This window comes from Croceicoccus sp. YJ47, from assembly GCF_016745095.1.
In the GTDB taxonomy this organism is placed as follows: domain Bacteria; phylum Pseudomonadota; class Alphaproteobacteria; order Sphingomonadales; family Sphingomonadaceae; genus Croceicoccus.
Genome location: NZ_CP067087.1, coordinates 769,056 through 793,949 on the forward strand (window position 1 = coordinate 769,056; position 24,894 = coordinate 793,949).

At 64.6% G+C, this 24,894-nt stretch carries 22 protein-coding genes, 1 tRNA gene and 1 other RNA gene; 7 read left to right on the forward strand and 17 right to left on the reverse strand.

Annotated features, from left to right (window positions below):
- Positions 1–39: 39 nt before the first annotated feature.
- Both JD971_RS03675 and JD971_RS03680 read right to left on the reverse strand, forming a co-directional pair.
- Positions 40–477 carry a VOC family protein gene (locus tag JD971_RS03675; protein WP_202086017.1) on the reverse strand — a complete coding sequence of 146 codons (438 nt, stop codon included), beginning with the start codon at positions 475–477 and terminating at the stop codon, positions 40–42.
- A 183-nt stretch (positions 478–660) separates the two neighbouring features.
- Positions 661–1,488 carry a TorF family putative porin gene (locus JD971_RS03680; protein ID WP_236672250.1) on the reverse strand — a complete coding sequence of 276 codons (828 nt, stop codon included), beginning with the start codon at positions 1,486–1,488 and terminating at the stop codon, positions 661–663.
- Positions 1,489–1,756: 268 nt separating this feature from the next.
- Between JD971_RS03680 and JD971_RS03685 the strand changes: the two genes are divergently transcribed.
- Positions 1,757–2,539: a metallophosphoesterase family protein gene (locus JD971_RS03685; RefSeq protein WP_202086019.1), complete on the forward strand. Its 783-nt coding sequence runs from the start codon at positions 1,757–1,759 to the stop codon at positions 2,537–2,539.
- 21 nt (positions 2,540–2,560) lie between these two features.
- On the opposite strand, the gene rnpB is transcribed toward JD971_RS03685, so the two are convergent.
- The 8 genes from rnpB to JD971_RS03725 all read right to left on the reverse strand — a co-directional run bounded on the left by rnpB (position 2,561) and on the right by JD971_RS03725 (position 10,812).
- An RNA gene (rnpB, locus tag JD971_RS03690) (RNase P RNA component class A) lies at positions 2,561–3,033 on the reverse strand.
- Between the two features lie 7 nt (positions 3,034–3,040).
- Positions 3,041–3,718 carry an N-acetylmuramoyl-L-alanine amidase gene (locus JD971_RS03695; protein WP_202087307.1) on the reverse strand — a complete coding sequence of 226 codons (678 nt, stop codon included), beginning with the start codon at positions 3,716–3,718 and terminating at the stop codon, positions 3,041–3,043.
- A gap of 64 nt (positions 3,719–3,782) precedes the next feature.
- Entirely contained in the window at positions 3,783–4,439 is a 657-nt protein-coding gene (locus tag JD971_RS03700; protein WP_202086021.1) for a histidine phosphotransferase family protein, read from the reverse strand.
- A gap of 156 nt (positions 4,440–4,595) precedes the next feature.
- Positions 4,596–6,095: an exopolyphosphatase gene (locus JD971_RS03705; protein ID WP_202086022.1), complete on the reverse strand. Its 1,500-nt coding sequence runs from the start codon at positions 6,093–6,095 to the stop codon at positions 4,596–4,598.
- 55 nt (positions 6,096–6,150) lie between these two features.
- Positions 6,151–8,271 carry an RNA degradosome polyphosphate kinase gene (locus JD971_RS03710; protein ID WP_202086023.1) on the reverse strand — a complete coding sequence of 707 codons (2,121 nt, stop codon included), beginning with the start codon at positions 8,269–8,271 and terminating at the stop codon, positions 6,151–6,153.
- Between the two features lie 99 nt (positions 8,272–8,370).
- The gene (locus JD971_RS03715) at positions 8,371–9,414 is read right to left on the reverse strand and encodes a glycosyltransferase family 1 protein (protein ID WP_202086024.1); all 1,044 of its coding nucleotides are present in this window, start codon (positions 9,412–9,414) and stop codon (positions 8,371–8,373) included.
- Positions 9,414–10,247 carry a UDP-2,3-diacylglucosamine diphosphatase gene (locus JD971_RS03720; RefSeq protein ID WP_202087309.1) on the reverse strand — a complete coding sequence of 278 codons (834 nt, stop codon included), beginning with the start codon at positions 10,245–10,247 and terminating at the stop codon, positions 9,414–9,416. The genes JD971_RS03715 and JD971_RS03720 overlap by 1 nt, the downstream gene beginning before the upstream one ends.
- 199 nt (positions 10,248–10,446) lie before the next feature.
- Entirely contained in the window at positions 10,447–10,812 is a 366-nt protein-coding gene (locus JD971_RS03725) for a M67 family metallopeptidase (RefSeq protein ID WP_236672252.1), read from the reverse strand.
- 29 nt (positions 10,813–10,841) lie between these two features.
- On the opposite strand from JD971_RS03725, the gene JD971_RS03730 reads away from it, so the two are divergent.
- Together JD971_RS03730 and rpoH are read left to right on the forward strand one after the other, a co-directional pair.
- The gene (locus tag JD971_RS03730; RefSeq protein ID WP_202086026.1) at positions 10,842–11,795 is read left to right on the forward strand and encodes an RluA family pseudouridine synthase; all 954 of its coding nucleotides are present in this window, start codon (positions 10,842–10,844) and stop codon (positions 11,793–11,795) included.
- Between the two features lie 131 nt (positions 11,796–11,926).
- Entirely contained in the window at positions 11,927–12,826 is a 900-nt protein-coding gene (rpoH, locus tag JD971_RS03735; protein WP_202087311.1) for an RNA polymerase sigma factor RpoH, read from the forward strand.
- Between the two features lie 62 nt (positions 12,827–12,888).
- Here the strand turns inward: rpoH and map are convergent, their stop codons facing one another.
- The gene (gene map / locus JD971_RS03740; protein ID WP_202086027.1) at positions 12,889–13,656 is read right to left on the reverse strand and encodes a type I methionyl aminopeptidase; all 768 of its coding nucleotides are present in this window, start codon (positions 13,654–13,656) and stop codon (positions 12,889–12,891) included.
- A gap of 1 nt (position 13,657) precedes the next feature.
- Positions 13,658–13,861: a ParD-like family protein gene (locus tag JD971_RS03745; RefSeq protein WP_202086028.1), complete on the reverse strand. Its 204-nt coding sequence runs from the start codon at positions 13,859–13,861 to the stop codon at positions 13,658–13,660.
- A gap of 138 nt (positions 13,862–13,999) precedes the next feature.
- On the opposite strand from JD971_RS03745, the gene mtgA reads away from it, so the two are divergent.
- On the forward strand, positions 14,000–14,692 hold the full coding sequence (mtgA, locus tag JD971_RS03750) for a monofunctional biosynthetic peptidoglycan transglycosylase (RefSeq protein ID WP_202086029.1): 693 nt from the start codon (positions 14,000–14,002) through the stop codon (positions 14,690–14,692).
- Between the two features lie 81 nt (positions 14,693–14,773).
- Here mtgA and JD971_RS03755 read toward each other — a convergent pair whose 3' ends face one another.
- Positions 14,774–17,275, reverse strand: a complete 2,502-nt coding sequence (locus JD971_RS03755; RefSeq protein WP_202086030.1) for a TonB-dependent receptor — start codon at positions 17,273–17,275, stop codon at positions 14,774–14,776.
- 355 nt (positions 17,276–17,630) lie between these two features.
- On the opposite strand from JD971_RS03755, the gene JD971_RS03760 reads away from it, so the two are divergent.
- The gene (locus JD971_RS03760) at positions 17,631–18,560 is read left to right on the forward strand and encodes a cation diffusion facilitator family transporter (RefSeq protein WP_202086031.1); all 930 of its coding nucleotides are present in this window, start codon (positions 17,631–17,633) and stop codon (positions 18,558–18,560) included.
- 66 nt (positions 18,561–18,626) lie between these two features.
- Here the strand turns inward: JD971_RS03760 and clpX are convergent, their stop codons facing one another.
- Positions 18,627–19,883 (reverse strand): ATP-dependent Clp protease ATP-binding subunit ClpX, encoded by a 1,257-nt coding sequence (gene clpX / locus JD971_RS03765; RefSeq protein WP_202086032.1) that lies wholly within the window; start codon positions 19,881–19,883, stop codon positions 18,627–18,629.
- 176 nt (positions 19,884–20,059) lie between these two features.
- Entirely contained in the window at positions 20,060–20,722 is a 663-nt protein-coding gene (gene clpP / locus JD971_RS03770) for an ATP-dependent Clp endopeptidase proteolytic subunit ClpP (RefSeq protein ID WP_299309262.1), read from the reverse strand.
- Positions 20,723–20,866: 144 nt separating this feature from the next.
- On the opposite strand from clpP, the gene JD971_RS03775 reads away from it, so the two are divergent.
- Positions 20,867–22,390: an amidase gene (locus JD971_RS03775; protein ID WP_256435286.1), complete on the forward strand. Its 1,524-nt coding sequence runs from the start codon at positions 20,867–20,869 to the stop codon at positions 22,388–22,390.
- Between the two features lie 415 nt (positions 22,391–22,805).
- Here JD971_RS03775 and tig read toward each other — a convergent pair whose 3' ends face one another.
- Positions 22,806–24,398: a trigger factor gene (tig, locus tag JD971_RS03780; protein WP_202086033.1), complete on the reverse strand. Its 1,593-nt coding sequence runs from the start codon at positions 24,396–24,398 to the stop codon at positions 22,806–22,808.
- A 67-nt stretch (positions 24,399–24,465) separates the two neighbouring features.
- Positions 24,466–24,550: transfer RNA gene (locus tag JD971_RS03785), tRNA-Leu, on the reverse strand.
- Positions 24,551–24,709: 159 nt separating this feature from the next.
- On the opposite strand from JD971_RS03785, the gene JD971_RS03790 reads away from it, so the two are divergent.
- A complete protein-coding gene (locus JD971_RS03790; protein ID WP_202086035.1) occupies positions 24,710–24,892 on the forward strand; it encodes a hypothetical protein in 183 nt (60 codons plus the stop codon).
- Positions 24,893–24,894: the final 2 nt, after the last annotated feature.

A 24,894-nucleotide genomic window follows, 5' to 3' on the forward strand; every position in this document is an offset into this window, starting at 1 on the left:
GATCCGGCGCCCCTTTTCACATGCGTAATCTGTGCGGAATCACCAGCTTCCGGTGTTCTCCATGCTCGCCCATGGCTCCTGCGGCGGCAGATGGCCGTCCTGCAGCAGCTCCACCGAAATGCCGTCGGGCGTCCGCACGAAGGCCATGTGCCCGTCGCGCGGGGGCCGGTTGATCGTGTGCCCCGCGGCGGCCAGCCTTGCGCAGGTGTCGTAGATATTCTCGACCCGATAGGCGAGATGGCCGAAATTGCGCCCGCCGGTATAGACCTCGGGCGCGCTGCCATCCTCCGCCGGCCAGTTCCAGGTCAGCTCGACCTCGGCAATGCCCTCTTCACCCGGCGCGGCAAGGAAGACGAGCGTGAAGCGGCCGCCTTGCGATTCCTGCCGCCGCACTTCGTGCACGCCGATCAGGTCGAAGAAGGCAAGCGTCGCGTCGATGTCGGTGACGCGGATCATCGTGTGGAGAAATTTGGTCATGAAGCCCCTCGTTCGGACGCGGTGATGGCAGCGCCCGCTCTCTGTCGAGCACGCGGTGCCGCAGCGGCCCCCTTGGCATTTGCCGCGGCGCAGTGCGAGGGTTTTTCCGGATCGAGTGGGGTGGCGACGACCGGTTCGGGACGGCCCGCTTGTGCGGACCGCCCCGAAATCCGGATGACGCGATCAGAAGCCGGCGGAAACGCCGAAAACGATCTGACTGTCGGCGATGGAACCGCCGTTCTTGGTGTTCTGGAAATTCGGCAGCAGATAGGCCGATTCCGCACGGCTGATGTCGGTATCGACATAGGCAACGCTGAGCGTGAGCGGGCCCAGTGCGTAGCCCGCACCCAGCGACCAGTCGAGATAGGTGCCGGTCGGCGCGATGCTGGTGCCGTTGGGGCCGAGGCCGGGGTTACCGTCCGAGTAGCCGAGATGCGCGCTGAGCGAGATCGGCGAGTTGGGAATGCCGGTCGACAGGTCGCCCCAGATGTAGAGATTGTCTTCCTTCTGCCCGTTGCTGAACGGCGTGGCGGCCACATTGGCCAGCGCTTCCTGCTTCGGCGCGTAGGCGACACCGACGAGCACGTCCGCCGGGCCGAGACCGTAGCCGAGCTTTACATAAGGTTCGGCGAAATCGGTCGTGTCCGAGCCGCCCGGATACATGTACCAGGTCAGGCCGACATCGACCGACGCGTTCTCAAGCTCGAACACGTAGCCGCCGTAGAGGTCGAGTTCCATGTTTGAGCCGCCAAACGTGCCCCAGCCCGCAAGGTTCGACGCCCAGGTCCCCGCATAGAGCCCCGATTCGTGCGAAACGGAGATACCGCCCTGAAGCGCCATTTCCTCGTCCGTCTGCGAAACGCCGCGGAACCGGTAATCGGAAACCAGTGCCACATCGGCGGAAACCTCGAACGGTCCCGGGGGGGCGACATCCTGTGCGTGGGCGGTGCCGGCCATCATGGTCCCGACAACGAGAGCGGCGCCCAGGGCGCGGCGGGTGAAAGCGGTCATAGCGATTTAATCCCTTTAATTATCCAAGACCCTCTTCCTCCTGGATGCTCGCGCCATGGCCTCTTTTCGTTGCGGGCTAATGTGCACTTGCGCAACAAAACTGCAGAATAATGCCGCATTGCACAAGCGTTAACTCGCTCTTCATCGCCGACCGACCATAAGGTGTGTGGTTTTTGCAACGCGGCATCGGCGCTACCCTTGCGGATCGGCTTGGACCGGACGGGCTTTTGGCGTAGCGAACCGGCTTTCGCGCAACAGACAGAGAGACATGTTTCGAAAACTGGGCAATCTTATGGGACGATCGCGCGATGACGCATCCGCTCCCTCCGTTCCCGCGGGGCGGCGGGTCTATGCGATCGGCGACATTCACGGCCGGCTGGACCTGTTCGACGCGCTGATCGCGAAGATCCGCGCCGACGATGCCGCCCGCCCCGCCGCGGATACGACGATCGTCCTGCTTGGCGACCTGATCGACCGCGGACCCGACAGCGCCGGCGTGGTCGAACGCGCCCGCGAATTGTCGCAGGCCGGCGACATGCGCGCGATCATCGGCAATCACGAGGAAATGTTCCTTCGCGCGCTGGGGGATCCCGATGCGCTGCGCCATTTCCTGAAAGTGGGGGGCAAGGAAACGATCCTGTCCTATCCGGTCCCGAACGAGGCGTATCGCGATGCGACGCTGGACGAATTGTGCGCTCTGCTGGCGCAATACGTGCCCGACGAACATCTGGCCTATCTGCGCGCGATGGAAACGCATGTCGTTATCGGCGATTACCTGTTCGTGCATGCCGGCATCAAGCCGGGCGTGGATATTGCCGAGCAGAGCGCGCGCGACCTGCGCTGGATCCGGGAGCCGTTCCTGTCGCATCCGGGTCCGCACAGCCATTGCATCGTGCACGGCCACACCATCCGCGAGGAGGTGGAAATCCTGCCCTCGCCGAAACGTCCGCACCGGATCGGGATCGACACCGGCGCCTATTCCTCCGGACGGTTGACGGCGATCGGGCTGGAGGCGCGCGAGCGGTGGTTCATCGAGGCTGCGCTGCCGTAAAATACCGTGCGCGCCCAATATGATGCCGGGGGGCCTGTAAGCCGGGTTCTGTATCGCGCGCCCGTTTCCGCCGTGCCCTTGCGGGCGGCGGCGGACGCGGCGCACGATGGCAGCCATTCCTCTAGACGCCATGTCGCCACGGCGTTCCAGCAACCAACCCGGGCGATCACGGTCCGAAACGGACCTGCCTTTGGCACGAAGCCTTCGGCGCGCCGCCCCTATTCGGTCTTGCTCCGGATGGGGTTTACCATGCCGCGAACCGTTGCCGGCCGCGCGGTGCGCTCTTGCCGCACCCTTTCACCCTTGCCTGTGTCCGTTGCCGGACCATCGGCGGTCTGCTCTCTGTGGCACTGTCCCTGAGCTTCGGCGCGGTGCGCATTGCACCATCGCCTCGCCCGGCGGGCGTTACCCGCCATCCTCGTTTCGTGGAGCCCGGACTTTCCTCGGCACATCAGGATTTCCCCGTGATGCGACGCGGCTGCCCGGCCCCCCGGCACGCCCCTATCTAGCGTTTCCGCGGTCGCGGTCCAGCAATAATGCGAAAAGCAGCGCGCGCACCTGCCCGTCGATGACGCCGTCGATGCGTTCGGGGCGAAAGCGCCGCTGAAACGCGCGGACGGCGGCGGGGCCATTGGTGATGTCGTAACCGAACCGTTCGAGCGCGAGATAGAACGCCCCGTCATTGTCGAACGGATCGCCCAGCTTTACCGCAGGTCGCGGCAACGCCAGCCGCAGTTTCGCCAGCCGCTCCCAATCGAACAGCTCACCGGGGTCTTCCTTACGCTCCGGCGCCACATCGGAATGGCCGACGATATTCGCCCGCGGCACGTCATGACGCTCGATAATGCCGGACAACAGCAGGATCAGCGCCTGCATCTGTTCCTCGGTAAAGGGGACGTAGCCGTGGGTATGCCCCGGATTGTCGAGCTCGATCCCGATGCTGGCCGAATTGACGTCGGTATGCCCGCGCCAGTACGATTTTCCCGCATGCCAGGCCCGCTTCGTTTCGGGGACGAGCCGGATGACCTCGCCCGGGCGGGTGATGCAGTAATGCGCGCTCACCGCCGCGTCGGGGTTGCACATCTTGTCGACGGCATTCTCGACATCGGGCATGTCGGTGTAATGGATGACCACCATGCTCACCGGCAGGGTGCGTTCGTTGAAATTGGGGGACAGCATCTCGCGATGCACGATCTCGCCCGGACGCGGACCGCGCGGCAGCGGACCCGTTTCGCGCGGGCGGTCAGTCATGGGGGATGACCGCACCCAGAATCAGCGAGCCTTCGCTTATCGCATGCTGCACCGCGCCGCCGCTGTCGGTCGCGACCAGCCGGACAAGCTCGGCCGCGGCGGTATGCGCCGACAGATCCTGTGCCGCGATCTTTCCGTCCAGCGCATGGCCCAGTTCCGCGTCGAACACGACCCGCTGCCCTTCGGCGCGCAGGGCGATTTCATGCGCCTCGGCCGTTTCCTCCGCCGCGACGGAGAGGGTGCCGCCGCGGGGCATGGCCTCGATCCCCATCATGGCGAGATTGAGCAGCACCTTGGCCGCCGGTTTGGGCAAGGTCGGCACGGCCACGGCCCAATCCACCTTCACGTCGCGCGCCTCGCCCGCCAGCGTCTCGACCAGTTCCTGAAGGTGGCGGCTCGGCAATTGCGAATCGAAACCGCCCGCGACCCCGAAGGCGAGCCGGAAAAACCGCAGCTTTGCCGACGCGCGCCGGGCGCCTTGCGACAGGAGCGTCACGCATTGCTCGCGCATGCCCGGATCGCTCTCATCCTCGAGCAGTTCGACGCCATTGATCATGCCGCCCACCGGCGAAAGCAGATCATGGCAAAGGCGGGAACACAGCAGGCTGGCCAGATGGGTGCAGTCTGCGGTCAAGTCACGGTCGGCCATGGGCGGGAACCTTGTCGGAGCGAATGGGTGGCGGGCAATGCGCGGCAACGCATCCTTGCCGTTACGAAAACGGAAGGGCCGTGCCATAGCGGCACATCGCGCAACAGGAAAGGCCCGCCAGCCGTTCGTCCGCAAAACGCAGCCGGCGGCGCCCGGCTACTCCACCGCGCCGACCCGCATTTCCGGTTTCAGCCGCAACGCGTCGGCAAGATTGGCGAGATCCTTCGCCGTCCCCTCCCCGTAAAGCGGCAGCAGGCGGCGGTTCAGCGTGAGGACGAGCGTGCCATCCTCGATCGAGAGGTCCGACGCGACGAGCGATCCGATCGACGCCCCGCCGAGCCGTTGACATAGCCGCACGGCGAGACCCCAGATGCGCCCCTCGCGCAATTGCCTCTCGCTCGCCATGGCGGCGACGTCATCGGGCACCGGTTCGGCGCGAATGGCGGCCAGCAATGCGGAGGCCAGCATCGCGCGCTCGGCCGGCAGGATCGCCATCCACCGCTTGCGCAGCGCCCAGTCGAGCACATGCTGCCGGCGCAGATTGGGCTCGATGTCCCGGCTCGCCAGGGTCAGCAATATCGCGGCGAGGTGCAGGCTCTCCCCGGCATAGCCGCCATCCTTGCGCACCGCCGCGCTCCACCCCGCGATCATCGTCGCCAGCCGCGGCGATCCGCCCCTCTCCGCGGTAAAGGCGGCAACATCGGTGACCAGCGGATCGCCGCTGCGCGTTTCGGGGCCCAGCCTGCGGAACAACAGCCCTTCGCGAAGACCCCATGCGCAGATGCGGATCGTATCCGGCTTCAATTCGCGGCACAGCACCGCCAGCAATGCCGCCGTGTCCGGAAGCGTTTCCCGCCGCGAGGACGATATGCGGCCAAAATCGTTCAGCGCCTTGACGCTGCTATCCGCCAGCGTCCGGGCCAGCGAAAGCGCCTCGTCCGCGTCGACGATATAGCCATGCGCATCCTCGAGCGGGCTTTGCGCACGGATCATCGCATATTGGCCGAATGCACGGAACGACCCGCCCACGAGGTACAGCGTCTGCCCCTTGATCCGGGAAAGTTCGGCCTCTTTCAGCATTTTGGCGACCTTCGCGCCAAATTTCGCATCGCCTTTCTCGCGAAGGGGCGGCAGGCGCAGCGTGCCGAGCGGCAGGCTGATCCCCGCCTGCGGCGCCGCGCCATCGACGGGCACGAGTTCGAGACTGCCCCCGCCCAGATCGGCGACCATGCCCGTCGCGCCGGGAAATGCGCCCAGCACCCCCTGCGCCGAGGCCTCGGCCTCTTCCTCCCCGCTCAACAGGCGGGGCGCGAAGCCCAGACCGCGCACCGCGTTCAAAAATTCCGGCCCGTTCTCCGCGTCGCGCACGGCGGCGGTCGCGACCACCTCCACATCGGCGACCTCCATCTCCTCGACCAGAAGCGCAAACCGGGCGAGCGCGGCCAGCGCCTGCTCGGCCGCGGCATCGGCGATGCGCCCGGTCGTGGCGAGATCGCGGCCGAGACGTGCGGTCACCTTTTCATTGTGCAGCGGTCGCGGCACGCGCAGCGGCCCGTCATAGATGACAAGGCGAACGGTGTTCGAACCGATATCGACGATGGCCCGGCGCGGGCCATTGCGGCTCCACCCCGAACGCAGGCTGCTCCTGCGCGTCATCGCGCGCTGTCCGTGGTTCGGGATTGGCCCGGCCCGGCCCGTGTTGCGGCACTTGTCATGGCTGTATCCCCTTGCGCAGGGAAAGACGCGGCACGTCCTCGCCTGCGCCCAAAGCGTCGCCTCTTCCGGAAAGCGACGGATTTATCATGAAATAGCGGTGGAGGTTGAACGGACGCGGGCCATCTTCGACGCGTTCGTACCGCCCGTCCGGCAATAATCGCCAGCTGCGTTCGGTGTCGAGAAGATTGGCCAGCATCACCTGTTCCAGAACCTGATCGTGCACCGTCCGGTTCCGCAAGGGGACGAGCACCTCGACCCGGCGGTCCAAATTGCGGCTCATCCCGTCGGCAGACGAGATGAACACCCGCGCCCGCCCGTTGGGCAGCGTGGCGCCATTGGCGAAAACATAGATGCGGCTGTGTTCCAGAAACCGGCCGATGACCGATTTGACCGTGATGTTCTCCGACAATCCCGGCACGTCGGGCCGCAGGCAACAGATGCCCCGCACGACGAGAGCGATCCGCACGCCGGCCTTGCTCGCGGCATAAAACCGCACGATGAGGTCGGGATCGGTCAGCGAATTCATCTTGCACCAGATGACCGCCGGACGCCCCTTGCGCGCATTGGCGATTTCGTGGTCGATGCATTCATACAGCCGTTCGCGCAGGCCGGTGGGCGAAAAATGGAGCAGTTCGGTCCGGCGCGGCTCGACATAGCCGGTGATGAAATTGAACAGCTTTGCCGCATCGCGCCCGGCCTTGGGATCGGCGGTAAAAAAGCTAAGGTCGGTGTAGATCTTCGCCGTGGCGGGGTGGTAATTCCCGGTCCCGAAATGGCAATAGGTGCGGTAACCCTCGCCCTCGCGCCGGACGACCATCGACACCTTGGCATGGGTTTTCCAATCCACGAAGCCATAGATCACCTGCACCCCTGCGCGTTCCAGCTCGTTCGCCCAGAGCAGGTTCTGTTCCTCGTCGAAACGCGCCTTCAACTCGACCACGGCGGTCACCGTCTTGCCCGCCTCCGCCGCCGCGATCAGTGCGCTGATCACCGGGGACTGGTTGCCGGCACGGTAGAGCGTTTGTTTGATCGCGACGACATCGGGGTCGCGCGCGGCCTGGCGCAGGAAATCGATCACCACCTCGAAACTTTCGTAGGGATGGTGGATGATGATGTCCTTCTCCCGGATCGCGGCAAAGCAATCGCCATCGTGTTCGAGCACGCGTTCGGGATAGCGCGGGCTATACGCCTCGAACTTCAGATCGGGCCGGTCCTCGCCCACAATATCGGACAGCTGGTCGATACCGATGAGGCCGTCGGTCTTCTTCACGATGGCATTGTCCAGCCCGAGCTGCTCGCGCAGCAATAGCTCGGCCTCGGGATCGAAATCCTCCTCGATCTCCAGCTGGATCACGTCGCCGCGCCGGCGGCGCTGTATCGCGGTGCGGAAATGGCGCACGAGATCCTCGGCATCCTCCTCGATCTCGAGGTCGCTGTCGCGCAGCACGCGGAACAGCCCGTTGCCCTCCACCCGAAAACCCGGAAACATCAGCGCGGCATGGCGGCACAGCATCTGCTCGATGCTGATATATTGCGCTTTTTCTCCCGGCACGCGGATGAACCGCGGCACCGATTGCGGGATCAGCACCATCTCGATCACCGGCATGCCGTCGGACACCCGCGTCAGCTTGAACAAAAGGCCCATGCCGCGATTGGTGACGAAGGGGAACGGATGGGCGGGGTCGATCGCCTGCGGGGTGATGACGGGCTGAATATGTTCGATGAAAAAGGTCTTGAGCCAGCGGGCGATGTCCGGCTTGCACCGTTCGCGCGCGATGACGCCAATTCCCGCGTCGGCCAGCTCGCCCTGAAGATCGTGCCAGATCGCCTGCTGATCGGTGTTGAGGATGTCAAGCTGTTCGTGGATCGCGCGCAATTGCTGCGACGGGGTCAGGCCGTCGATCGAGGGTTCCTCGATCCCGCGCCGCGCCTGCCCGGCGAGCCCGGCCACGCGCACCATGATGAATTCATCGAGATTGCTGCCGGAAATGGACAGGAAGCGCAGCCGTTCGAGCAGTGGATAATCGCGATTGCATGCCTCGTCGAGAACGCGTCGATTGAAGGCCAGCCAGCTCAGCTCACGGTTGAAGAACAGGGGTTGAGGATCGGAGCTCATCGCACATCACGCACTATCATGGGCGCTGCATGCGGCCAACGTATGACAGAATTATGAAGCCATGCAGACCTGGCCCTGCGATAACGGGGCGCGAGCGCTTCAGGCCGATTGTCCGGCACGCCTCTCCTGCCGCATTCCGGCGCGCATCGGGACGAGCGCATTCTCGAACTGATCCGTCGCCGCATCCCAGGTAAAGCGGCGGGCATGGCGCACACACGCCGCCCGGTCCCGGCCAAGCGCCGCTGCGATGGCCGCGTCGAGGTCGCCGCCCATTGCCGCGACCGTGTCGCACAACACGTCGCGCGGGCCCGCCACGTCGAAGGCCGCCACCGGGACGCCGCAGGCCAGCGCCTCGATCATGACGAGTCCGAACGTATCGGTCAGGCTCGGAAACACGAAGCAATCCGCCGCGCGATAGGCCGCGGCAAGCGCCTCCCCCCGCTTCGTGCCGAGGAAATGCACATCGGGATAGCGGCGTTGCAACGCGGCCCGCGCAGGCCCGTCCCCGACAATGAACTTCGTGCCGGGATGCACGCATCGCAGGAACGCCTCCAGGTTCTTTTCCACCGCGACACGCCCGGTATAGAGGAGGCGCGGGCCGGGCGCCGCCATTATGACCGGATCGCGCGGCCCGTCCGGCCCGAACTGTTCGAGGTCCACGCCCCGCCCCCACCGGACGACGGGTCCGATGCCCCGCCGCGTCAGATCGCGCGACAGGCTTTGCGTCGCGGCCATCGTCGCATGCGATGGCGCGTGAAACCGGCGGACGAAGCCCCAGAAGGCCGCAGCTGGCAAGCCTGTTCGTTGCGCCAGGTAATCGGGGAATTGCGTGTGATACGCGGTGGTAAAGGCAAACCCCCGCCGCAGCGCCCACCGCCGCGCCGCATGGCCGAGCGGCCCTTCGGTCGAAAGATGCAGCATGTCCGGCGCGAAATCCGCGATCCGCGCACCCACGCTGCGCTCCCCCGCGATGGCCAGCCGGATTTCGGGATAGGACGGGCACGGGACCGACCGGAACGCGTCCGGCCCGATGACCGTCACCGCATGGCCCCGCCGGCGAAGATGATCGCATGTCGTCTGAAGGCTGCGTACCACGCCATTGACCTGCGGGTGCCAGGCATCGGAAACCATGCAGATCCGCATCACGCCGCCGCCCTGCCGGACGCCATGCCGGCTACATCCCGCGCGGCGATCTCGCTCGGCCAGTGGAGGATTTCCATCCGCCCGTCGAAATGCTCGACCAGTGCGGTGCAGCTCTCGACCCAGTCGCCGTCGTTGTAATAGGCGATGCCGTCGAAATCGCGGTGCTCGGCGGTATGGATGTGGCCGCATACCACGCCATCGACGTTGCGCTTGCGCGCCGCGGTCGCGACCGTCTCCTCGAACCGGGAGATGAAGGCGACGGCATCCTTCACCCGGTGTTTCGCATGGGCGGACAGCGACCAGTACGGAAGGTCGAACATCCGCCGCACCGCGTTCACCGCGATATTCGCGCGCAGCAGCAAGGTGTAGGCCGCGTCGCCGGCAAAGGCGAGCCAGCGCTGCCCCATCACCACCGCATCGAACTCGTCGCCATGAATGACGAGCAGCCGGCGCCCGTCGGCGGTGGTGTGCACCGCGCTGCGCCGGATTTCGACGCCGCCGAAGTCCAGCCCCGAAAACTGGCGGAACATCTCGTCATGGTTGCCGGGGACGTACACGACCTTCGTGCCGCGCTTGGCCCGCTTCATCACGCGGCGCACGATCGCATTGTGCCCCTCGGGCCAGTAGAATTTCTTCTTCATGCGCCACCCGTCGATGATGTCCCCGACGAGATAGAGGTGGTCGCTGTCGCAATGGTCGAGGAAATCGATCAGCAGCCTGTGATTGCACCCGCGCGTGCCCAAGTGCACGTCGGAGATCCAGATCGAGCGGTACCGCCTGCGGGGCGTCCCCGACGGGCCGAAACGCTTGTCCTGCTTCGACAGAGCCTTCATCGCGGTGCCGTCCGCGGTGCCGTCCGCCCGGCTGCGCGCCGCGCCTGCTCCGATTTTCGCAATGATCGCCATGTGTCCCCCGCATCCCTTTTCCGCCGACGGGCACAAGGATGACGGGACCGCATGACCGTTTCGGGGCAGTATGACCCGCAGGTTGCGCATCGCCTTGCCGTGACCCGCACACCCTTGAAAACACGCGCTAGTTTTCTTCGCGGAAGCCCCCCGCCCCGTCGCGCCAGCAGCGCACGCGCCCTTCCCCCGCAATGGCCCAGAGCCGCCCGTCGCCCGATGCCATGGCCCGGTCCGTGGCCGACGGCATCGCAGGGCCGGCGGGGTGCGAATGGTAATAGCCCAGGACCTGCGGCCCACCGGCCCGCGCGGCGCGATGCGCTTCGATCAACGCCTGCGGATCGATCTCGAAATGGCGGGCGGGATCGGGCGCGACGTTGCGGGCCGGGCGCGCCGTGTCGATCCGCCCATCATGGCCGAGCAGCAAGCCGCAACACTCGTGCGGGTGCGCCTTTTCCGCCGCGTTCAACACCGCGGCCGCGACCGCTCTTGGCAAGCATGGTTCCATCACCCATCTTCCATAGCATGGGGGGCGAAAATCTCATTACCGGCGTGATCGGCGGCGCGGCTGGCGGCGCGCGTCTGGACAAGGCGCTGGCCGAGGCGACGCAATTGTCGCGCGAGCGGGTGAAGGCGCTTATCGCCGAGGGCTGCGTCACGGTCGATGGGCAGGTCGCATCCTCCGCATCGACGAAGGTCGGCGACGGGGCGTCGTTCGCCATCGCCGTGCCGCGCGCCATTCCTGCCGAGGCGGAGGCGCAGGCGATCCCCCTCTCCATCGCGTATGAGGATGAGCATCTGATCGTGGTGGACAAGCCGGCGGGCATGGTCGTGCATCCCGCCGCGGGGAATGCGGACGGCACGCTGGTCAATGCGCTGCTGCACCATTGCGCGGGGCAATTGTCGGGCATTGGCGGGGTGGCGCGGCCCGGCATCGTCCATCGCATCGACAAGGACACCTCCGGGCTGCTCGTGGCGGCGAAATCGGATGTCGCGCACGAAGGGCTGGCCCGGCAATTCGCCGATCATTCGATCGAGCGCGCCTATCGCGCCGTGGTGAAAGGCCGCCCGATGCCGCCGTCGGGCACGGTGCGCGGCATGATCGGGCGCAGCGGAAACGATCGCAAGAAGATGGCCGTCCTGCCCGACGATACGGGGCGGGGAAAGCACGCGGTCACGCATTACCGCACGGAGCGGCTGCTGGACCGCGCGGCGCTCATCGAATGCAGGCTCGAAACCGGGCGCACGCATCAGATCCGCGTTCACATGTCGTCCATCGGTCACATGCTAATCGGGGATCCAGTCTATGGGCGCTCCGATTCGCGGCTTCGGCCGATTCTCCAACGAATCTCGTTTCACCGGCAGGCACTCCATGCCGCGGTGCTGGGCTTTGTCCACCCTGTCACACACGACGAGGTGCGCTGCACAAGCGACCTGCCGCACGACATGCTGGAACTTATCGAAGAACTTGGTGGTTGATATTAAGAAATTCAACGGGCCAAACGACGGAAATTCGCCTAAGACCATCTTGTGGCCGTCGACATGCAAGGTGCCCAGAAGGGGCCTGCGACCGGGGGCTGACGAATAGAAAGGTTTGAAGGAAAGTGGCAATTACGAAATCACCCAGCGTCCCGGCCCTTGGCGGCGAGCAGAGCCTCAACCGCTATTTGTCGGAGATCAAGAAATTCCCCGTGCTGAAGCCGGAGCAGGAATACATGCTCGCGGTTCGCTACAAGGAGCATGAGGACAGGGAGGCCGCGGCACAGCTCGTGACGTCCCACCTGCGGCTCGTGGCGAAGATCGCGATGGGCTATCGCGGCTACGGTCTGCCGGTGTCCGACCTCATTTCCGAAGGCAATGTCGGCCTGATGCAGGGCGTCAAGAAGTTCGAGCCCGATCGCGGGTTCCGCCTCGCCACCTATGCGATGTGGTGGATCAAGGCGTCGATCCAGGAATATATCCTGCGTTCGTGGAGCCTTGTCAAAATGGGTACCACCGCGGCGCAGAAGAAGCTGTTCTTCAACCTTCGCCGGATGAAGAAGAATCTCGAGGCGTTCGAGGATACCGACCTGCATCCCGACGATGTGAAGACCATCGCGACCGATCTCGGGGTGCCGGAGCAAGAGGTGGTCAACATGAACCGCCGCATGCTGATGGGCGGGGACAGCTCGCTCAACGTGTCGATGCGCGGCGATGAGGAAGGCGCGAGCCAGTGGCAGGACTGGCTTACCGACGACCGTCCGCTTCAGGATGAAACCGTCGCCGATGCCGAGGAAAAATCGGTCCGCCACGAAATGCTGGTCGATGCGATGGACGTGCTGAACGATCGGGAGAAACACATCCTGACCGAACGGCGCCTGACCGAAAATCCGCAGACGCTCGAGGAACTGTCGCAGGTTTACGACGTCAGCCGCGAACGCATCCGCCAGATCGAGGTGCGCGCCTTTGAAAAGGTGCAGAAAGCGATGCAGCGGATTGCCGGCGAACGGCTCGTCCCCGCCGCGGCCTGACCCCAGATACGCAGGAGAAGGCCCGTGCAGCGATGCGCGGGCCTTTTTCGTGGGCCTCTGCGTTACAGAAGCGGCCGCTCCCCCGGGCGCAGGGTCAGCACCTCCACCCCGTCCGCCGTCACCGCGACGGTATGTTCGAACTGTGCCGATAGCTTGCCGTCGCCCGTCACCACGGTCCACCCGTCGTCCAGCGTAGCGACTTTCCGCGTGCCCTGATTGACCATCGGTTCGATGGTGAAGGTCATGCCCTCCACCAGCCGCTGCCCCGTGCCGCGCCGACCGAAGGCGAGCACCTGCGGTTCCTCGTGCATTTCGCGCCCGATCCCGTGCCCGCAATATTCGCGCACGATGGAGCAGCCGTTCCGTTTCGCATGGCGTTCGATCGCATGGCCGACATCGCCGAGCCGCGCGCCCGGCCGCACCTGCGCGATGCCCTGCCACATCGCCTCCTGCGCGATGCGGACGATCCGCCGCGCGGCGGGCGCGACGTCGCCGACCATGTAGGTCTTGCTCGAATCCGCGATGAAGCCGTTCTTCTCCAGCGTGATGTCGAGATTGATGATGTCGCCGTCCTTCACGAATTCGGTCGCGCTGGGCACGCCGTGGCACACGACCGCATTGATCGAGCAATTGAGGACATAGGCAAAGCCATATTGCCCCTTGCTCGCCGGGCGCGACGCCAGATCGCCTGTAATGAAACGCTCGACCAGATCGTTGATCTCCATCGTGGAGCGACCGGCAAGATCCACGCGATCCAGCATTTCGAAGACCGAGGCCAGCAGCCGCCCCGATATGCGCATGAGCGCGATTTCCTCCGGCGTCTTCACCATTTCAGGCGGCGAGGTCCGGAATGTCGATATCCGCCGCGGCGAGTTGCGACCGGACGATCTCATTGAACGAGAGCGCGGGATTGGCCTCCGCCAGCATGCCGATCTTCATCCAGTATTCCGCCTGCGCATTGATGGAGCGGCACATGACGGTGCTCGCCCGGCGGGCATCCTCATGCAGATCGTCGGCAATTTTCACGATGCCCATGATGTCAGTCCTCTATCGATACGGTTCATATATGGTTCGTATATCGTAGGCCGGCGATTGGCAAGATTCGCACGGCATCCTGCCCCTTGCTGGCGACCGGGATTGCCCGATGCGGGGCGCGCGGATAGCGTGGCGCGCATGGCACGATCCTCCTCCAACATCTTCGCCCGCCTGTTCGGCTTCCTCTTTCGCCTTGCGCTGCTCTTCGTGGTGCTTTCGCTGGTATGGGTGGGGGCCTATGCGCTTGTGCCTGTTCCGGTGACGGCCACGATGCTGATGGACGACAATGGCATTACCAAGGACTGGACCCCGCTGTCCGACATCGACCGCAACATGGTCCGCGCGGTCATCGGGGCGGAGGATGGCAAGTTCTGCTCCCACGACGGCTTCGATGCCGAAGCGATCGCCAATGCCATGGCCCGCAACGCGCAGGGCGGGCGCATCCGCGGCGGCTCCACGATCAGCCAGCAGACGGCGAAAAACGCCTTCCTGTGGCAGGACGGCGGCTATTTCCGCAAAGGCCTGGAGGCGTGGTTCACGTTTTTGATCGAGACGATCTGGGGCAAGCGCCGGATCATGGAGGTCTATCTCAATATCGCGGAGACGGGCATCGGCACCTATGGGGTCGAGGCAGGTGCGATCCGCTATTTCAACCACGGCGCCGACCGGCTCTCGGCGGATGAGGCCGCGCGCATGGCCGCCGCCCTCCCCTTGCCCAAGGAACGTTCGGTGGTGAACCCGTCGGGCTTCACTCGCCGTTACGGCAATACCATCCGCGCCCGCATCGGGCAGGTGGAGCGCGACGGCCTCGACGCCTGCGTTTACAACTGACCCACCACCGGCGCACGACGCGCACGAAAAAGCGCGGGAGGATCGCTCCTCCCGCGCTTCTTTCGTCTGTGCTGTCGCGGCTCAGTAGCCGATGATCAGCGAGAGGCTGGCCGCGCGCGGCGCACCGATCTGGGCAAAGCCGAAATCGTTGAGCGAGCCGCCGAAGAAGCCGACGTAATATTCGTCGAACAGGTTCGTCACGTTCAGCTGAACCGCCACGTCGCCGCCCGTGGGGAATTCGGCGATGTTCAGACGGGCGTCGAGATCGACGATCGTGTAGGCCGGGACTTCATCCTCGTTCGTGTCGTTGATGAAGCGGGGGCCGGTCCGCTTGCCCTGCACGCCCAGTTCGAGCGGGCCGAGAGCGACCTGACCACGCGCACCGAAGCTGTATTCCGGCGTGCCCGATTCGCGGTTGCCCGCCGTCGGGATGATGCCGTTGTTGGGGCCGAGCACGTCGTCCTGAATTTCGGAGTCGTTGTACGAACCGAAGAGGTAGATCAACGTGTTGGTCGTCGGGCGATAGGCGATGGAACCGTCCACGCCATATTTGTCGACCTCGCCGAGGTTGCGGAAGATGGTCGCGCCTTCGCCATTGTTGGCGTCCGGATCGAACGCGGATGCGAGACGGTTTTCATACTTCGTGTACCAGCCCGCGATCTGCGCCTGGATACGGCCGCGCTGGAAACGCACGCCCGCGTCAAAGCTGTCCGTGGTTTCGGGAACCGGCGCCGCCGCATCGCGAACGAAGAGCGAGTCGTACAGCGGGTCGGTACCCGGCACCGAGAGACCCTTGGCATAGTTCGCGAACACCGAAGCCGCATCGGTGACCGCGAAGGTCAGGCCGACATTCGGCAGCAGCTTGTCATACTTGTACGTCCGCGACAGCGGGCTGACATAGTTGGGGTTCGCCGCCTCGTACTGCGACAGATCCTGACCCGGCGTCGGACAGTCGACGAAACCGCTCGCGCTGGTGGTGTAGCAGTTCTGGTTCAGCTCACGCTCGAAGAACGGCGCGCGCAGGCCCAGCACGGTCGTCAGGCGATCGTCCATGAAACGGCCGCGATATTCGCCCGAAATCTGGTGCAGGATCGCATAGGACAGACGGTCGCGCTTGTTCACCTCATTGCCGTTCACGTCGAGCAGCGGGTTGTCGATCGCGAAAACGTCGCTCGGCTCGCCATTCTTGAACATGTTGGTGATTTCGCCGGTCTGACGGTGACGGGCGCGATCCCAGGTGTAGGCGACACGGAAACGATGCGACGGCGCCAGATCGTAGATCAGGTTGGCGATCACGCCATAGCGATTGGTGCGCGTCTGGCTCGGATCGTTGCCGGCGATGCGGTCGAGCGTATCGCCGTCGCCGTTGAGGTCACGGCCAAAGTAATAGCCGCCGTTGAACGCACCGGTCAGCGGGGTCGTCGTGCCGCGCGGCGTGAAGAAACCTTCGCGCAGATCGTCGGGCCCGCCACCGTTGGCCTTCACATACTGATAGCTCGGATCGAAGGTGAAGGTCAGGCTGTCGGTAAGGGTAAAGCGCGAGGAACCGCGGATATTGCCCGTGTCGGACGGGTTGTAGCGGCGATAGAACGGCGCGCCGCAGCCGCCGCGATCGTCGTACTGTTCCGCCAAGCCATTGACGCCGCCCTGGCCGAGCACCTGCCCGTCGGGAACGGCGCAGGGGAACGGTGCCTCGCCTTCCTTCTGGTAGATGTTGAAGCGGTCCGCCTTGGTAAAGGTGCCGTCATAGAAGCCGAGCAGGTCTTCCAGATCTTCCGAACCGGCGAAATTGTTGCGGTTCTGGTTCCAGTGACCCGCGACCGAGATGAAGTCGCCGTTGTTGCCGATATCCTGGAAGATACGGCCGTTGAACTGCGTCTTCTCGACTTCGCTGTACGGGTTGTAGGGCACGCCATAGGAGGTGAAGCTGCCCGAAACGAACGCCCGCAGGCCGCCGCCGGTGATGTCGCCGGTGTCGACCATCGCGAACCCGCGCATGTAGAGCGAATTCTGGAAATCGTTCTTGGCGAACACATCGCCCACCGACATGGTGGTGGTGATGCCGGGCTCCATGCCGGGGATGCGCGTGCGGATGTTGACGGTGCCGCCGGTGGCCGATGCGGTCGGGCTGTCGACGTCGGTGACGCCCAGGTTCACGTTCACCTCTTCCAGCACTTCGGGGTCGACCTGCTGATTGGTGTAGAGCGCGTAATTGCCCGAATCGTTCAGCGGCAGACCGTCCAGCGTCTGCGAAACGCGATCGGCGCCAAAGCCGCGAATGGTGAAGCCACCGCCCGACGAACCCCAGGGATCGTTGTTCTGAAAGCTGACGCCCGGAACCAGGTTGATGATGTCATTGACCGTCTGGCCGGGGCGCTGACGACGGATGATTTCCTGGTTGAGAACCTGCTTCGCCTTGGGCGTGTCGGGAATTTCGACACCGCCGACGCTGCGGTCGCGGGCGCCGGTGACGACGATGACGTCTTCTTCGCTGAAGTCGATCGAACCGGTCGACTGTGCATGTGCGGAAAGCGGCAACATGATCGCCACGACGGCGCTGCTGCCAAGGAGGAAGTTCTTCATTGCAGATGTCCCCTGATGCGGTGGTGACTACGAATCCCGTTAAAGCGGAAAAAACGGGGCAATCCCGATGCGGCGATTCGCCCGTTTATCCGCTTTCGGCGCCCCCTTAACGCCTCCTACGTGACAATCGAGTGACAAAACATGCGTCATTTGGGAACCTGTAATAAGCTTTCAAAAACAGGCGGTGAAATGGCGCCGTTAACCGTATAGCGTCGGCCTTGCGGCAAGATTCTGGCACGGGAGCAGAGGGCGAAAAAGATTTTCGCTGCACTGCGGTAAATCTGCAACGCTTCGGCGAAAGGGATCGGGCGGTGGGGCGGTTCGCATCCGTGGCTTTTGCGGTATAGGTCGCCGCATGGGTATTGGACACGATCATTCGCACGGCCACGGGCACGGGCATGCACACGCGCCAAAGGATTATGGGCGCGCGTTCGCCATCGGCGTGATTCTCAACGTCGGGTTCGTCGCGATCGAGGGGTTGGCAGGGCTGATCTACGGTTCGATGGCGCTTCTGGCCGATGCGGGGCACAATCTTTCCGACGTGCTCAGCCTGCTCATCGCATGGGGGGCGAGCGTTCTTTCCCGGCGGCCCCCTTCGGCGCGGTTCACCTTCGGCTTGAAAAGCAGTTCGATCCTCGCTGCCATCGCGAATGCGGCGCTTCTGCTGATCGCATTGGGCGCCATCGCGATCGAGACTTTGCGCCGGCTGTTCGATCCCGCCCCGGTCGAGCCGGGTCCGATCATGGTCGTCGCCGGGATCGGCATTGCCATCAACACGGCCACCGCCTTGCTGTTCATGGCCGGGCGCAAAGGCGACCTCAACATTCGCGGCGCCTATCTGCACATGGTGGCCGATGCGGCGGTCTCGGCGGGCGTGGTCGGCGCGGGCCTGCTGATCTGGCTCACCGGTTTTGCCTGGATCGATCCCGTGACCAGCCTGCTGATCGTCGCGATCATCGCGGTGGGCACGTGGGGGCTTTTGAAGGACAGCGTGAAGATGGGCCTGCTCGCCGTGCCGGACAGCGTGGACGAAGGCGCGGTGCTGCAAACGCTGTCCCGCCTGCCCGGCGTGGCGGCGGTGCACGACCTCCATATCTGGCCGATGAGCACGACCGAAACCGCGCTGACCGCGCATCTTGTCATGCCGGGCGGACATCCGGGCGATGCGTTCCTGCACGATGTCGCGCACCGGCTGGATCACGATCACGGGGTGCATCACACCACGTTGCAGGTGGAGCTCAACCCCGAGGCGGGCTGCGCGCTCGCCGATGGCACGGTGGTATAGGGCGCAACGCAAAAGGGCCGGAGGTTTCCCCCCGGCCCTTCGCTATCGCATGGAAACGGCGCGGGTTTAGGCGGCCTCTTCCTTGGACTTGTGCACCTGCACGGGTTCCTTGCGGCCCTCGACGACATCCTTGTCGACGACCACCTCGGCGACGCCTTCGAGCGTCGGCAGGTCGAACATCGTGTCGAGCAGCATGGCCTCCACGATGGAGCGCAGGCCGCGTGCGCCGGTCTTGCGCTTGATGCCCTTCTGCGCGATCGCCTCGAGCGCGTCGTCGGTGAAAGTCAGTTCGACATTCTCCAGCGCGAAGAGCTTCTGATACTGCTTGATCAAAGCGTTCTTCGGCTCCTTCAGGATCTTGACCAGCGCATCGACGTCGAGATCCTCGAGCGTGGCGATCACCGGCAGACGACCAACGAATTCGGGGATGAGCCCGAATTTCAGCAAATCCTCCGGCTCCGCCTTCGAAAGAAGCTCGCCGACCTTCTTCTTTTCCGGATCGGCGACATGCGCGCCAAAGCCGATCGAACGCTTCGCCATCCGGTCCGAAATCAGCTTTTCGAGGCCCGCAAATGCACCGCCACAGATGAACAAGATGTTCGTCGTGTCGACCTGCAGGAATTCCTGCTGCGGATGCTTGCGGCCGCCCTGCGGCGGGACCGACGCGGTCGTCCCCTCCATCAGCTTGAGCAAGGCCTGCTGCACACCCTCACCCGACACGTCGCGCGTGATGCTCGGGTTCTCGGCCTTGCGCGTGATCTTGTCGATCTCGTCGATGTAGACGATGCCGTGCTGCGCCTTCTCGACGTTATAGTCGCTGGCCTGCAGCAGCTTGAGGATGATATTCTCGACATCCTCGCCGACATAGCCCGCCTCGGTCAGCGTGGTCGCATCGGCCATCGTGAACGGCACGTCGAAGGTGCGCGCCAGCGTCTGCGCCAGCAGCGTCTTGCCCGAACCGGTCGGCCCGACGAGCAGGATGTTCGATTTCGCCAGCTCGACATCGTCGTTCTTGCCGCCATGCTTCAACCGCTTGTAGTGATTGTGCACGGCCACCGACAGGACGCGTTTGGCCCGGTCCTGCCCGATGACGTAATCGTTCAGGGTCGCGAAAATCTCGGCCGGGGGCGGAACGCCGCCGTCCTTCTTGCCGGCGATGCCCGCCTTGGTTTCCTCGCGGATGATGTCGTTGCACAATTCGACGCATTCATCGCAGATGAACACGGTCGGTCCGGCGATCAGCTTGCGCACCTCATGCTGCGACTTTCCACAGAAGCTGCAGTAAAGCGTGCTCTTGCTGTCCGTTCCGCTCACTTTGGTCATAAGTTATCCTGTATCGCCCGAATCCGGGCGGGGTCATAAAATCTACGCCTGCGCCTGCGAGAATCAAGGTCGCTGTCCGCCCTGCGCATCAGCATGTGCATAACGCACTTGTGCTGACGCGCAGGTTAAGAACGGATGGCCCTGCCAAAATTATCGCCGCCGCGGCGTTTTGCCGCTCAACTCGGCTTCGTCTCGGCGGCGGTGCCTTCGGCGTCGGTGCGGGATACGAACACCTTGTCGACGATGCCGAATTCCTTCGCCTCGTCCGCTTCGAGGAAGGTGTCGCGGTCCATCGCCTTCTCGATCTCGTCGAGCGGGCGACCGGTATATTGCGCGTAAAGGTCGTTCATCCGGCGGCGAATACGCAGGATCTCGCGCGCTTGAATCTCGATATCCGACGCCATGCCGCGCGCGCCGCCTGACGGCTGATGCACCATGATCCGCGCATTGGGGAGCGCGATGCGCATGCCAGGCTCACCCGAGGCGAGCAGGAAGCTGCCCATGGACGCGGCCTGACCGATGCACACCGTGCTGACGCGCGGCTTGATATATTGCATCGTGTCATGGATCGCCATGCCGGCGGTGACGACGCCGCCGGGCGAATTGATGTACATCGAGATGTCCTTGGTGGAATCCTCCGATTCCAGGAACAAAAGCTGCGCCACGATGAGCGAGGCCATGTTGTCCTCGACCTGTCCCGTGACGAACACGATCCGTTCGCGCAAAAGGCGGGAAAAGATGTCGAAACTGCGTTCGCCGCGGCTGGTCGATTCGACGACGACAGGCACCAGTGCGCCGGTTTCCGGGTCGATCCGCATGTTTCCGATCATGTCCGTCATGTATTCCTCTGATTTTCCGGTGAAGCGCCTATGTCGGCGCTTGGGACGCCATGTTCAACCCCCCTGATGCGGGGACCGCGGGCGGCACCATCCCGCATAGCCGGCGATTGACGGATGCGCCACCGACGTGGATCAATGCAGGCGATGAAAACCCTTCGCCTTGCCGGGCTCGCCGCCCCACTCGCCCTCCTGTCCGCATGCGCCGCCCCGATGACGGCGGACGCGCCACCCACCATGCACCACGGCGCCGCGCCCGATGGCGGCGGAGCGGCGGCGGCGCGCCATTATGTCGACCGGATCGCGCGGCTCGACGATGCGGGGCCGATGCTCAATGCGGTCATCGCCTACGATCGCGACGCGGCGGCGAAGGCGGATGCCCTGCGCGGCACGCCGCTCGCCGGGCGCACCGTGCTGGTGAAGGACAATATCGAGACGCGCGAATGGCCCACCACCGCGGGGAGCGAGGCACTTCGCCGCAACGCGACCGGCCGCGACGCGCCGCTCATCGCCAATCTGCGCGCGGCGGGCGGGCTCGTGCTGGGCAAGACCAACCTGTCCGAATGGGCCAATATCCGCAGCACCCATTCCACCAGCGGGTGGAGCGCCATCGGCGGCCTGACCAGAAATCCGCATGCGACCGACCGCAACAGCTGCGGTTCGTCCTCGGGCAGCGGGGCGGCGGTGGCGGCCGGCCTCGCATGGGCGGCGATCGGCACCGAAACGGACGGGTCGATCACCTGCCCGGCAAGCGTGAACGGCGTCGTCGGGTTCAAGCCCACCGTCGGCATGGTCAGCCGCACCCATGTCGTCCCGATCAGCCATTCGCAGGACACCGCGGGCCCGATGGCCCGTTCCGTCGCCGATGCCGCAATGCTGCTCACCGCGATTGCCGGGCCGGACCCGGCGGACCCCGCCACCGCCGACGCCGCGACCCATCGCACCGATTTCGCCGCCGGACTGGATGCATCCTCGCTCCGCGGCGTGCGGATCGGGGTGCTGACGAATCAGGTGGGCGACATTCCCGGCGTCACCGCCCTTTTCGATCGCGCGAAGGCCGATCTCGAAGCGGCGGGCGCCGTCCTCGTGCCCATTGCCTACGAACCCGACCCGAAGATGTACGAGGATGAATTCGCCGTCCTGCTGTATGAATTGCGGGAAGATCTGGGCGCCTATCTCGCCGGATCGCCCGCCGATATTGCGATTCGCACGCTCGACGATGCGGTCGCGTTCAACATCGCCCATGCGGATACGGAAATGCGATGGTTCGATCAGGACATCTTTGTGATGGCACAGGATGCCGACGATCCAGCCGCCTACGAAAAGGCCCGCGCGAATTCTCTGCGCCTCGCCAAGGACGCGGGGATCGATGCCTTGATGGAGCAGCACGACGTGCGTGTCCTCCTCGCGCCGACCACCGGTCCGGCGTGGCCGAGCGACCTGCTCTATGGTGACAATTACCCCGGCGGCGTGGGCGCCGGAAGCCTGGCGGCGATCGCCGGCACGCCCCATCTGACCGTGCCGATGGGCGCGGTCGAGGGACTTCCCGTGGGCCTGTCCTTCATGGGCGGAAAATGGGCCGACCGCGACGTGCTTGCCATCGGCGCGGCGTATGAACGGGCGCGCAGCGCGCCCTTGGCAATTCCGGATTTCGCCCCCTGGCGGCAATAGAAAGGCGCGGCGCCCGGCGGAATAAATCTCCCGCCGGAACGCCGCGCCTTTGTCGGCCAGGTTCGTGTGAACATGGCCCGGCAACGGTCGAATGCGCGATGTGGCCCCTTTTTCTTCAGGTCGCGAATTCAACCGTCACCGTTTCGATACGACCCTGTTTCCGTCCGGAAAAAGGATTGTGAAGCGATCCTGTGGCCCGACCCGGCGGTCATGCGCCGATGCGAGTCTCACCTACGGCCAATAGCGCCGCAACGCCGCTCGTAAAGCCCGCTCGGAGTTTTTGCGCGAACCGCTGTGATAAAAACGCCGCTATCCCATTGGGGCAGCGCGCGCCCGAAACAGCCGGACAACGAAAAAGGGGTCGCCGGACATCCGGCAACCCCTTTCGATCCGCAAGCCGGACTGTCGCCCGGATTCAGGCGTCGTCCTTCTTGGCGGCAGGCTTTTTGGCGGCGGCCTTCTTGGCCGGAGCCTTCTTCTTCGGCGCGGCCTTTTCCGCGTCGTCGTCGGCATCCGCGTCCTTCTTCGCCGGGGCCTTCTTCGTCGCGGCCTTCTTGGCCGGCACCTTCTTCACCGCTTCGGCATCGCCATCTTCGGCCGCGTCATCGTCGGCTTTCTTGGTGGCGGGCTTCTTCTTGGCCGGAGCCTTTTTCTTGGCGGCGGGCTTTGCCTCTTCGCCGTCTTCGGCTTCGATCGCGGCCTGCAATTCCTCGCGCGTGACTTCGCGCTCGGTCACCTCGGCCTTGTCGAAGAGGAAATCGACGACCTTGTCTTCATAAAGCGGCGCGCGAAGCTGCGCAGCGGCCATCGGCTCCTGCTGAATATACTGCATGAAACGCTGGCGATCCTCGGGGCGGTACTGCTGCGCCGCCTGCTGGATCAGCATGTTCATTTCCTGGCCGCTGACCTCGACATTGTTGGCCTGGCCGATTTCAGACAGCAGCAGGCCGAGGCGGACGCGTCGCTCGGCAATCTTGCGGTAATCGTCCTTCTCGCCTTCGATTTCCTTCATCGCGGCTTCGGGGTCGTCCTCGCGCGCGGCTTCCTGCTGAAGCTGGGCCCAGATCTGCTGAAACTCGGCGTCGACCATGCTCGGCGGGACGGCGAAATCATGCCCCTCGGCGAGCTGGTCGAGCAGCGCGCGCTTCATCTGCGTGCGGGTCATGCCGTCGGTTTCCTGCTGCAGCTGACCGCGGAGCAGTTCCTTGAGCTTGTCCAGCCCTTCGAGGCCGAGCGACTTTGCGAAATCCTCGTCGATCTTCGTCTCGGTCGGGGTCTTCACTTCCTTGACCGTCACGTCGAAGGTGGTTTCCTTGCCCTTCAGGTTTTCGGCCGGATAATCCTCGGGGAAGGTGACGGTGATCGTCTTCTCCTCACCGGCCTTCGCACCGATCAGCTGCTCTTCAAAACCGGGGATGAACTGACCCGACCCGATTTCCAGGCCGTGATCTTCGCCCTTGCCGCCTTCGAAGGGTTCACCGTCCAGCTTGCCGACGAAATCGATGATGACCTGGTCGCCCTCGGCGGCCTTCTTGGTCTTGGCGGCGGACTTGAAGCTCTTCTGCTGCCCGGCGATCCGCTCGAGCGCCTCGTCCATCTGCGCATCCTCGACCGGCACGACCAGCTTTTCCAGCTTCAGCCCGTCGAGCGAGGGCACCTCGACCTCGGGCAGAACCTCGAGCTCGATCGTAACCTCGGCATCCTTGCCCTGCTCGTAATCCTCGCCCAGCGACACGCTCGGCTGCATCGCGGGGCGCAGCTTGTTTTCGGCCACGACCTTGTCCACGCTTTCGCGCACGACATTGTTGAGCGCGTCGGCGTGAAGCGCCTCGCCATGCATCTTGCGGACCAGATTGGCGGGCACCTTGCCGGGGCGGAAACCGGGCATCTTCACCTGCGGCGCGATCCGTTTCACCTCGGTATCGACGCGGCCCGAAATCTCGTCGGCGGGGATGGTGACGGTGTATGCGCGGGCCAGGCCCTCGTTCTTGGTTTCGCTAATCTGCATCGTGCTCTCTTTCGAACAGGTCTTGTAAAGCCGCGAGAAACAGCGGGTGCGAAGCGGCGCTTGGGCCTGGTGCGGGCGAAGGGACTCGAACCCCCACATCTTGCGATACCAGGACCTAAACCTGGCGCGTCTACCAATTCCGCCACGCCCGCAGCACACCTCGCTGCCCTACGGCAGGAAATTCGGCTGTGCGCCTCTATCGAAGCCATGAACAAAGAGCAAGCGCGACGGCGCAATTGGATGCGCCGCGCCGGGGCAATCGCGCGACGGGGCGGCGGAACGGGCGGGTGGGGCCATGCGTTTCAGTTTCCATGGCTACACAACCCGATATTCCCGCCCCCGACCGCATCGAACCGGCTGCACCGCCCGAAACGCCGGCGACACCCGATCCGTCGGAAACCCCGTTCCGCGAACCGGACGAGGTGACCCCGCCCACGCCCGACCGCGACAATCCGGGGACGCAGCCGCTCGAAACGCCGCCGCCGCCGGACTGATA